This is a genomic window from Flavobacterium piscis (assembly GCF_001686925.1).
Lineage (GTDB): Bacteria > Bacteroidota > Bacteroidia > Flavobacteriales > Flavobacteriaceae > Flavobacterium > Flavobacterium piscis.
Genome location: NZ_LVEN01000001.1, coordinates 1 through 10,772, shown reverse-complemented (window position 1 = coordinate 10,772; position 10,772 = coordinate 1). Strand labels below are relative to the sequence as shown.

Annotated in this window: 6 protein-coding genes; all 6 read left to right on the top strand. The window is 34.4% G+C overall.

The genetic code is table 11. The features are described 5' to 3' along the window. Positions 1-137 precede the first annotated feature (137 nt). On the top strand, positions 138-3,224 hold the full coding sequence (locus FLP_RS00030) for a SusC/RagA family TonB-linked outer membrane protein (RefSeq protein WP_065447458.1): 3,087 nt from the start codon (positions 138-140) through the stop codon (positions 3,222-3,224). Between the two features lie 10 nt (positions 3,225-3,234). After that, a complete protein-coding gene (locus tag FLP_RS00025) occupies positions 3,235-4,785 on the top strand; it encodes a RagB/SusD family nutrient uptake outer membrane protein (protein WP_065447457.1) in 1,551 nt (516 codons plus the stop codon). 80 nt (positions 4,786-4,865) lie between these two features. Further along, on the top strand, positions 4,866-5,924 hold the full coding sequence (locus FLP_RS00020) for a glycoside hydrolase family 130 protein (RefSeq protein WP_065447456.1): 1,059 nt from the start codon (positions 4,866-4,868) through the stop codon (positions 5,922-5,924). After that, on the top strand, positions 5,924-7,210 hold the full coding sequence (locus FLP_RS00015; protein ID WP_065447455.1) for an MFS transporter: 1,287 nt from the start codon (positions 5,924-5,926) through the stop codon (positions 7,208-7,210). Before FLP_RS00020 ends, FLP_RS00015 begins: the two co-directional genes overlap by 1 nt. Positions 7,211-7,226: 16 nt before the next feature. Further along, a complete protein-coding gene (locus FLP_RS00010) occupies positions 7,227-8,945 on the top strand; it encodes a glycoside hydrolase family protein (RefSeq protein WP_083195750.1) in 1,719 nt (572 codons plus the stop codon). Positions 8,946-9,098: 153 nt separating this feature from the next. Next, a complete protein-coding gene (locus FLP_RS00005; RefSeq protein ID WP_083195749.1) occupies positions 9,099-10,727 on the top strand; it encodes an alpha-glucosidase in 1,629 nt (542 codons plus the stop codon). Positions 10,728-10,772 lie beyond the last annotated feature (45 nt).

The following is a 10,772-nucleotide window of genomic DNA, read 5'->3' as shown; positions in this document are numbered from 1 at the left end:
GAAATAGTGTACACGTTTTCTTATATCCACAAGCTAATTTTATAACTGATAATTAATTCAAACGTTATCGTAAAACCACAAAACAAAATTAACCTCAAAAAAAACAATCTAACTAGTAATTCAATTAACAATTCTTTATGATGATGAAAAAATTTATATTCAAATTATTCCTATTCGGAACGATTATGTTGGGCAGCATTATGCATGCCCAAACTGTTAAAGGTACGGTCTCGGATGTCGACGGTTTAATGCCACAAGTAAATGTCAACGAAAAGGGAACTTCCAATTATGCTACAACTGATTTTGATGGTAATTATACCCTTACAAATGTAGGTCCAAATGCTATTTTGGTTTTCAGTTACATAGGATATCAGACTCAAGAAGTGCCTGTAGCGGGTAAAAAAGAACTTAATATTACTCTTATTACAGATACAAATACTTTAAACGAGGTGGTTGTTGTAGGGTATACCAGTGAGAAAAAATCGGCAATAACAGGTGCAGTTGCCACAATAGATATGGCTGAATTATCTAAAACAAAAGTATCTGATGTTGGTCAGGCACTACAAGGACAGGTTGCCGGTGTTTCGGTTTCAGCCAATACAGGTGCGCCTGGGGATGGACTTAAAATACGTATTAGAGGCGAAGGAACTTTAGGAAACAATGAAGTATTATACGTTGTAGACGGTGTCGCCACGCGCGATATTTCTTTCTTGAATATGTCCGATGTAAAATCGATGACCGTTTTAAAAGATGCTGCTGCAACTGCTATTTATGGATCTAGGTCTGCAGGAGGTGTAGTAATCCTAACTACCAAAAGTGGTCTAAAAGGAAAATCGAATATTGATGTAGAGTACTATTCTGGAACCAGTTTTGCCACAAACTTACCTAAAATGCTAAATACAAATCAGTATTTAACAGTAATGGATCAAGCTTGGCATAACACTAACAATAATCCTGTAAATAGTCCAAGTCCTTATAGTATCGACAGAGCAAACGGAAATGTTAACGGAATACCATTATCAGATACGAATTGGTTAACTCAATTGTTTGGAGCAGGAAAAACAGACAATGTACAGCTTTCCTTTAGTGGAGGTTCAGAAAAAACACAATATTTAATATCTGGTGGTTATTTTGGGCAAAATGGTATTGTTGTGGGCGATAAAGATACTTATAAGCGTATTAATTTTAGAGCTAATATCAATACCGATGTTACTGATCGCTTTAAAGTTGGAACAAACTTTCAAATTACAAGCAGCAAACAAGATAAAATGTCTTCAAGCGGAGACGCTCCGGGAGTAATTAGACATGCTTTACTACGTCCTCCTGTATTAGGAGTTTATAAAGATGTAAATGATCCAACATATAAAGAAAATAATCCTTATACCGATCTTCCTTTCTACTTAAACAACAATCCTAATGGGGGTTGGAGCCGTAATTATGAACTAACTTCAAATCCAATTGCGATAGTCAATTATACAGATGATGTAAGATCTTTATTTAAAACATTTGGTAATGTATATGGAGAATATACTTTTTTAGCTGATAAATCATTGAAATTCAGAAGTAATTTTGGAGCAGAAATCACTTTTGACCACAACAAGGCTTTTGGAGAAAATTATGGCGATGATAATGACAATGATCCAAACGAATTGTATCCAGGACAAGGCAGGCAGAACAGACCTTCTAACTTAAACGAAAATCGTGGAGAAGCTACAACTTTTACTTTCACAAATACATTAAATTACACTAAAACTATTGCAGAGAAGCATAGCATCAATGCGTTATTAGGAGAAGAAACCGTTAGTTACAATCAATCTGCTGTAGGCGGAAGCAGAACAAATTATAATAATACAACAGACCCTTTCCGTTATCTTGATTACGGAAGTGATACTGATAAAAACAGTTCAGGATCAGCCCAAATGTGGAATCTTATTTCCTTTTTTGGTTCTGCGAATTATGGATATAACAATAAATATTTTGTTTCAGGAACTATAAGAGCAGATGGTTCCTCCCGTTTTGGACCAAATAATAAATGGGGATTTTTTCCTTCGGTATCTGGAGGCTGGGCAATGTCTAAAGAAAAATTCATGGAAAATACGAAATGGGTTTCTAATTTAAAATGGAGAGCCAGCTGGGGACAATCAGGAAATCAGGAAATCCCTAACAATGCCTACGAAACTCTGATTACTGAAACTGGAGGAATCATTAAAGTAGTTCGTTATGGTAATCCAGATTTAAAATGGGAAACTACTACACAAACCAACTTAGGTCTTGATTTAGGTATTTTCGAAAATAAACTGACTTTTACTGTTGATTATTTTGACAAAACTACAAATGATATTTTATTAGCGGTAGGATTACCATCTTCAACAGTTGGCCAAATTGATAAAACATATGTTAATGCAGGAATTGTAAGTAATAAAGGATTTGAGTATGGAGCTAATTTTCAAAACAATGATCACGAATTTAAATACGGAATCAGCGGAAATATTGCAACTCTAAAAAATAATGTTGAAAAACTACAGCAATATGTTACCGAGATTACCGATGATAAAACACATACCAAAACAGTTGTAGGACAACCAATAAGTTCTTATTACGGACTAAAATTTGATGGTATTTATCAAAATCAGGCAGAAATAAATTCTACTCTGTACTCAAATACAAACGGAGCAAAACCAGGTGATATTAAATTTAAAGATATAAACGGAGACGGACAAATTAATGCAGATGATAGAAAATTTATAGGAAGTCCGATTCCAAAAATAACGTACGGATTTTCATTTAATGCAGAATATAAAAGATTTGATATGTCATTTCTTTTTCAAGGAGTTTCAGGTGTAGATCGCTACAATGATTTAAAACAAATTTTAGATTATGACAGCCGTCCTTTCAATTCAACAACCGCAGTATTAAGCGCTTGGAATGGAGAAGGCACGAGTAACACAACTCCCCGAAATACAATGAATGATAATGGTGGAAGTCAAATTTCAAGCGTATTTGTTGAAGATGCGTCGTATTTAAGATTAAAAAATCTTGAAATTGGATATACGTTAGACCCTAAAATAATTGGTGACAGATATTTAAGATTATATGTCTCTGGGCAAAACCTATTAACTTTTACAAAATATACGGGTTTAGATCCAGAATCAACTTCTTTAATAGATCAGGGAACTTACCCGCAATCTACTTCAATACTAATGGGTTTAAAATTTAAAATATAATAAACTAACCATGAAAAACATATATATAACAGCGATCATAATTTCGCTATTTACATTCACAAGCTGTGAAGATGAACTAACTACAGATCCTGTAGGCGGACAGACTATGGAACAATCTAATTCCAGACCAACATTAAAATCTGTAGAAACCTCAGTAACTTCATCTTACGATATGTTATCCAATAAGTTAAACCAGTTAGCAAATTGGGATTGGAATGCGGGTTTAGTGTTTCAAAATGATATTATAATAGAAGATATCGCATCTGATGATATGGAAAAGAAATGGTCTCCTGACGGAGATCAGCCATGGATGGATGAAATCAATAATTTTACTTTTACTTCTACCAATGGAGGTCCAAACGGACTGTGGAAATATAATTATGAAGGTATAAAAAGAACAAACATTGCTTTAAGTTTTCTATTAAACCCAGATATTGAATCTATAACAGGAATCACTCCCGAAAGAAAAAATCAATTATTAGGTGAAACCTACTTTTTACGCTCTTATTATTATTTTTCATTGGTAACTAATTTTGGTGATGTTCCTTTAATACTGTCTCCAATAAAAACATATCAGGAAGCTTTCGAAAAAGCTGTTAGAGCTCCTAAAGAAATAGTATGGAACCAAATTAAGACCGACTTGGAAACAGCAAAAAAGCTTCTTCCAAATTCAAAATATTCATCTGATAAAGAACCCTGGAGAGTTTCAAAAGGAGCAGTTATTGCTTTACTGGCAAAAACTGCTTTATACAACAAGGATTGGACAGGTGTAATAAACTTGGTATCAGAATTACAGACAGCTGGTTTTTATAATTTAGATGCCAACTATTTTGATAACTTTAATATGAATACGGAATACACAGATAACGAAGTTATTTTTTCTTACAACCACATTAAACAAGCTGATCCAAGACGAGGAAACGGAATTTGTGCACCTCTTGGATGGGGATTTTTTGCTCCAAGCACCGGTTTTTTAGCGTCATTTGAGCCAAATGATCCAAGAAAATTATATACAGTAAATGTTCCTGAACAATGGATCAATAAGCTTTTAGGCACTACAAATGGAGGAAACAAAGGCGATGATGACGCACCAAACAATAAAGTATTAATTCGTTATGCCGATGTCTTACTTTGGAAAGCTGAGGCACTTAATGAAACCACCAATTATTCAGAGGCAATTGGCATTGTAAACCAAATTAGAGCAAGAGCAAGAAATACAGTAACAACTGTTACGGTTAGGAGCCAAGATCCGGATTTTCCAAGTGACCCAACCAAAACGATTGTAGTTACTAGTGTTGGACCGCCGCCGCCTGCCGGAACATTGCCGGACAGACCTAATTCTGGGGATAAAACAGTTATAAAAAGCTGGTTAATCTCCGAAAGAAGAGCTGAACTTGGTTTTGAAAGCCACAGAATGGGTGATTTGAAAAGATGGGGAATTGCTAAAGAAGTTATGACTGCACACGGAAAAAATTTCCAGGACAAACACATGTTATATCCAATTCCTCAATCAGAAATTGATGCATCTGCAGGAACTTTAACACAAAATCTTGGCTACTAAACATTTATAAAGAGTAACCTTTTTAACTTTAATAAAAATTAGGTTACTCTTTAACTATAATAAAAACAGAATCTAAAATTATGAAAGATATAGCAAAACGTTTTGCAGATAATCCATTATTATCACCTAAAGATATTCCTGCAAGCAGAGAAGGATTAGAAATTACCTGTTTATTAAACCCGGGAGTATTTCAATATGAAAATAAAACCTGGTTAGTAGTACGTGTAGCCGAAAGACCAGAGCAAAAAGACAATATAATTTCTTTTCCAATATTAACAGAAACCGGCGCTATTAAAATCATTGAAATTCCAAAAGATGATCCTGAATTAATCGCGACAGATGCAAGAGTTATTAATTATAAAGGCGTTGATTACTTAACAACACTTTCTCACTTACGCCTGTTGTGCAGCGAAGACGGGCATCATTTTTATGAACCTGAAAATTATCCTTCTCTGGTTGGTGAAGGCATGTTGGAAACTTTTGGAATAGAGGATTGTCGTGTCGCTTTAATCGAAGGAACATATTATTTAACCTTTACGTCTGTATCAGATAATGGTGTTGGTGTTGGTTTACGTACTACTACAAATTGGAAAAACTTTACCAAACATGGTATGATATTACCCGCACACAATAAGGATTGCGCCATTTTTGAAGAAAAAATAAACGGATTGTTTTATGCTTTACATCGCCCAAGTAGTGTAGATATTGGTGGAAATTACATTTGGCTGGCCTCGTCTCCTGACGGTATTCACTGGGGAAATCACCATTGCATTATTAAAACCAGAAAAGGACTTTGGGACAGTAAACGCGTTGGTGCAGGAGCTGCTCCTATAAAAACAGATAAAGGCTGGTTAGAAATTTATCATGGTGCCAATGAAAATCATCAATATTGTTTAGGTGCTTTTTTAATGGATTTGAATGATCCTTCGAAAGTAATTGCAAGAACCGAAGAGCCGATAATGGTTCCTACAACAGAATATGAATTAAGCGGATTTTTTGGAAATGTAGTATTCACCAACGGCCATATTGTAGAACCGGAAGGAGATACACTTAGCATTTATTACGGAGCTTCGGATGAATTTGTTTGTGGTGCACAATTTTCGATCAAAAAGATTCTTTTACTTTTAAAAACTAACTAATGTTAAAAAAACTTATATCAGAAATTGACCATTTTAAAAGCCAAACCCATAATTTCCGTATACTGATTTTTACCAACTTGGTTTATGCACTGGTATTACCTGTAATCGACATTTTTGTTGCCGCATACATTATGAGAAACTCAAATGACACTTCTAAAGTTGTGATTTATCAGTTGGCCATTTATACCGGGATTCCGCTTACCTTTTTGCTAAACGGCTTTTTGTTGAAACACTTTAATATCCGAAAATTGTATTCAGTTGGAATGATGCTTAGTGGTGTTTCCATGATTATCATGATGTCATTAAAAACACTCGATTTAACCGGAATTGGTATCGCTGGTATTACTATGGGACTTTCTTTTGGTCTATATTGGTCTAATAGAGATTATCTGGCTTTGTTTATAACAAACGATCAAAACAGAAATTATTACTATGGTTTAGAAACATTTATCTATACTATAATCGCAATTGCAGTTCCTGCAACAATTGGCTGGTTTATACAGTCAAAAACAGGCGAAGCAGACAAACATCAGGCTTATCTAATCATCACCGGAATCGTTTTTCTAATAACCATTGCTGCTTCTATAGTTTGTTATAGAGGTAAATTTGAAAATCCTGCGCAAAAAAAGTATATCTTTTTCAAGTTTCATCCTTTATGGTACAAACTATTATCACTTGCAACATTCAAAGGTTTAGCACAAGGTTTTCTGGTAACAGCGCCCGCAATGCTTATTTTTAAAATATTAGGAGAAGAAGGTGCGCTGGGACAAGCTCAATCGATTGGTGCTATTTTGGCGGCCATCATCATTTATTTTATTGGCCGATTCTCAAAGCCTTCAGATAGAATCAAAACCTTTTCAGTAGGGCTAATTTTATTTGCGGTGGGAGCTTGTCTCAATGGAATACTATTTGATAAAACAGGCGTGATAATCTTTTTGTTATTACTCCTTATTGCAAAACCTTTAATGGATTTGGCCTACTTCCCTATTCAACTTAAAGTAATTGATATTGTATCTCGTATAGAAAAAAGAGGCGAATTTACTTATATCTTAAATCATGAAGCAGGATTGTATGTTGGCAGGCTTTTAGGTGCAGGAACCTTTTTAACTTTATACTATCTGGTTTCTGAAGATTTTGCTTTAAGATATGCCATCGGAATCATCGCCTTACTACAATTATGTTCAATTTTTATCAGTAAAAAAATCATCAAACAAGGATTAGAACTTTCGCCAGAAGGAGAGACAGAACCTAAAGTATTAGAAGCAACGGCAGCAAATCTGCTTTAAAAATAAAAATTACAAAATGAATACATTTATAAAAATTACAACTTCGTGCCTGTTCGTTTTAAGTTTAGCAGCAACAGCGCAAGTAAAGCAGCAGCAGATATCTCGTGTCGATCAAATGCCTAATTTGCCACAGCCCTTAAAAATTATCGATTATAAAAAACTGGCGTTAGTTTTTGATCAAACAGTTTTTGATTTTAATGCCAAGGGTAAATACTGGCCAATGGTGTGGATGGACAATAGCAAAAAAAATTTTCCGCAAGATGTTGTGGGAATGTACACTGCTGTAGCCGATGTGAGACAAGGATCAAATAATAGAGGAATGTTTCATGAAGCATTGGCTACAATGGGAGCCACTTTAGGAGCAAGTTTAGTTGGAATTGACAAAAGCAAACAACAAAATCTGAATTATGTTGGCATGTTAAAGAATTATTTCAACAAAGATACTGGTTGGAATATTATGATGAATAATACTTGTCCGGAAGTTGCTTTGTTAGGTGGCGGTTATGGACGCGATTGGTGGTATGATGTTTATCCTAATGTTTTGTTTTATGCCGTTTATGATAAATATCCAAACGAACCCGGTTTTACCGAAATTGCTAAAAGTATTGCGGATAAATTTTATGAGGCTGATGTAATCTTAAACGGGAACTATGATCATTCTTATTTTGATTATAACAAAATGATGCCAATGAAAAATAACATCTGTGCACAACCAGATGCTGCGGCAGGACATGCGTGGGTTTTATATATGGCTTATAAAAAATTTGGAGATCGTAAATATTTAAAAGGCGCAAAGAGCGCGTTATCTGCATTAGAATCGCAAAAAACAAATCCAACCTACGAATTATTAATGCCCTTTGGTGCCTATTTAGCAGCCAGAATAAATGCTGAAGAAGGAACGCAATTTAATACCGATAAAATGTTAGACTGGACTTTTGACGGAACGGCCATTTGTCGTGAAGGTTGGGGAGTATTAGTAGGCAATTGGAACGGAATAGATATTTCTGGAACTGTTGGTAGTACCGTAGATCATGGTGGCTATGGTTTTTTGATGAATACTTATGATATGGCCTGGCCAATGATACCAATGGTTCGATACGATCAATCGTATGCAACTGCAATTGGAAAATGGATGCTGAATGCAGCAAACGCTTCTCGCTTTTTTTATCCGCAATATATGCCAAAAGAACACCAGACTATTCCTGAACTTGCAGAAGTTACTAAAGGAGTAATTGGATATGAAGGTATTATTAAGCAATCAAGTTACAAAGAATATGAAGACTTAAAAGGTCCTGTAGCGCAAGGCGATGGTCCCCTTTGGGTACTTGGAGAAAATCCTAAAGAATCTCAGTTTAGCGTTTACGGAAGCGGACATGTAGGGATCTTTGGTAGTATAATCCGTGAAACTAATGTTGCCGGAATATTACAATTGAATTTATTAGCTACTGATTTTTTTAGCGATAAAACCTATCCTACTTACTTATATTACAATCCATATACAGCAAGCAAAACAGTAACTATAAAAACTGAAAAAGGTAAAAAATTAGATTTATACAATACTGTTTCGGGGAGTTTTATAGCTCGAAATGTTTCTTCTTCTTCCAAAATAAACATTGGAGCTTTAAAATCTGTAGTGATTGTATGTGTTCCTGCTAATGGAAAAGTAACTTATGAAGGTCAAAAAATGCTGGTTAATGGTATTGTGGTCGATTATAAGTTTCAACAAAAAAAGTAAATTATTGAATTTAAATTCTCATTTTTTGTCAATGACGAAGGAGAAATCACATTCGAAACTCTGCAAAGAAAGACTCTAATCTTTGTCGAATTACAAGTGCGATTTCTCCTTCGAAATGACATACTTGATGAGAAATAACCAGACCATAATCTTATGAAATCTACTGTATTGAATTCTATATTCTTTTTTATCCTAATCACAAATGCAAACATGGCGATTGCTCAAAAAAAAGTAGCTGATGAAAAATGGTGGAAAGAATCTGTTTTTTATCAAATCTATATGCCAAGTTATGCCGATAGTAATGGCGACGGATATGGTGATTTTAAAGGGATGACTCACAAATTAGATTATTTAAAAAATCTTGGTATTAAAGGTATTTGGCTGACTCCTTTTCTTACTTCACCAAAAGTTGATAACGGTTATGATATCGCTAATTATTACGAGGTAGATCCTACTTATGGTAATAAAGCCGATTTTGATACATTTTTAAGTGAAGCCCATAAAAGAGGAATAAAGGTTATTATTGATATGGTTTTTAATCATACCTCTACAGATAGCAAATGGTTTCAGCAATCCAGAAAATCAAAAGACAATCCTTATCGTGATTATTATATCTGGAAAGACGATCCCAACAATTGGGACTCTTTTTTTGGAGGAACAGCATGGGAAAAAGATTCTTTGACCAATCAATATTACTATCATAAGTTTGATAAAAGAATGGCCGACCTTAACTGGTCGAATCCTAAAGTAGTTGTTGAGGTTCAAAATGTACTGCGCTTTTGGCTCGATGCCGGTGTAGATGGTTTTCGATTGGATGTAATCAATTTTTTAAACACCAACGGAATCACAAAAGATAATCCGGTAAAAAACGGACAACAAGAACATATAAACGATATTGATCAAAAAGGTGTAAAAGACGCCATGCGAGTAATAAAATCTACCGTAAATGAATATGACAACCGTTTTATTGTGGGAGAAATTGGAAGCGATAAAATTGAGGTTTTAAAACAATATCAATCGCAGGATTTATTAGATGTTATTTTTAATTTCAACTTTGGAAGTATCAAAGAATTTTCGAGCCAGCGTATTTTTGATGAATTGCAAAGCATGGAAAAAAACATGAGCAATTATCCAACCTTATTTTTTGGCAGTCATGATATGCCCAGAATGATCGATCGATTGGCCAACGGCAATCCAGATAGAGCGATAGCGTTGGCAACATTAATACTTACCGCAAAAGGAGTTCCGTTTATTTATTATGGAGAAGAAATTGGAATGCATAATATTATTGCTCAGAACATAGACGAAATGGTCGATATACAAGGAAGAACACATTATGAATTAGCACTTGAAAAAGGTACAACTCAAAAAGAAGCACTTCTGGAAGGAAACGAACACAATCGCGATAAATCACGCAGCCCAATGCAATGGAATTCAGCTATTTTTGCGGGATTTTCTAAAGAAAGAAGTTGGATTAAAATTAATCCGGATTCTAAAAAAACAAATGTTGAGGTTTTGGAATCTCAAAAAAAATCCATTCTTAACGATTATAAAAAACTTATAGCTTTAAGAAATAATGAAAAAGTTTTACAATACGGTACATATGAAACTCTTGAATTATCAAAAGATCAAATCTCATTTACCAGATCTTTTGAAGGAGAAAAAATTACTATTATAATTAATTTTGGAACCAAAAAAGAAATAAAAGTACCGACTAATGCTAAAATATTAATGGGAGGAAAAAGTCTGAAACCAAACGGTTTTATCATTTACAAAAATTGAAAGTCGTTAATAGCAAAACCTAACAGGTTTTAAAAACCTGTTAGG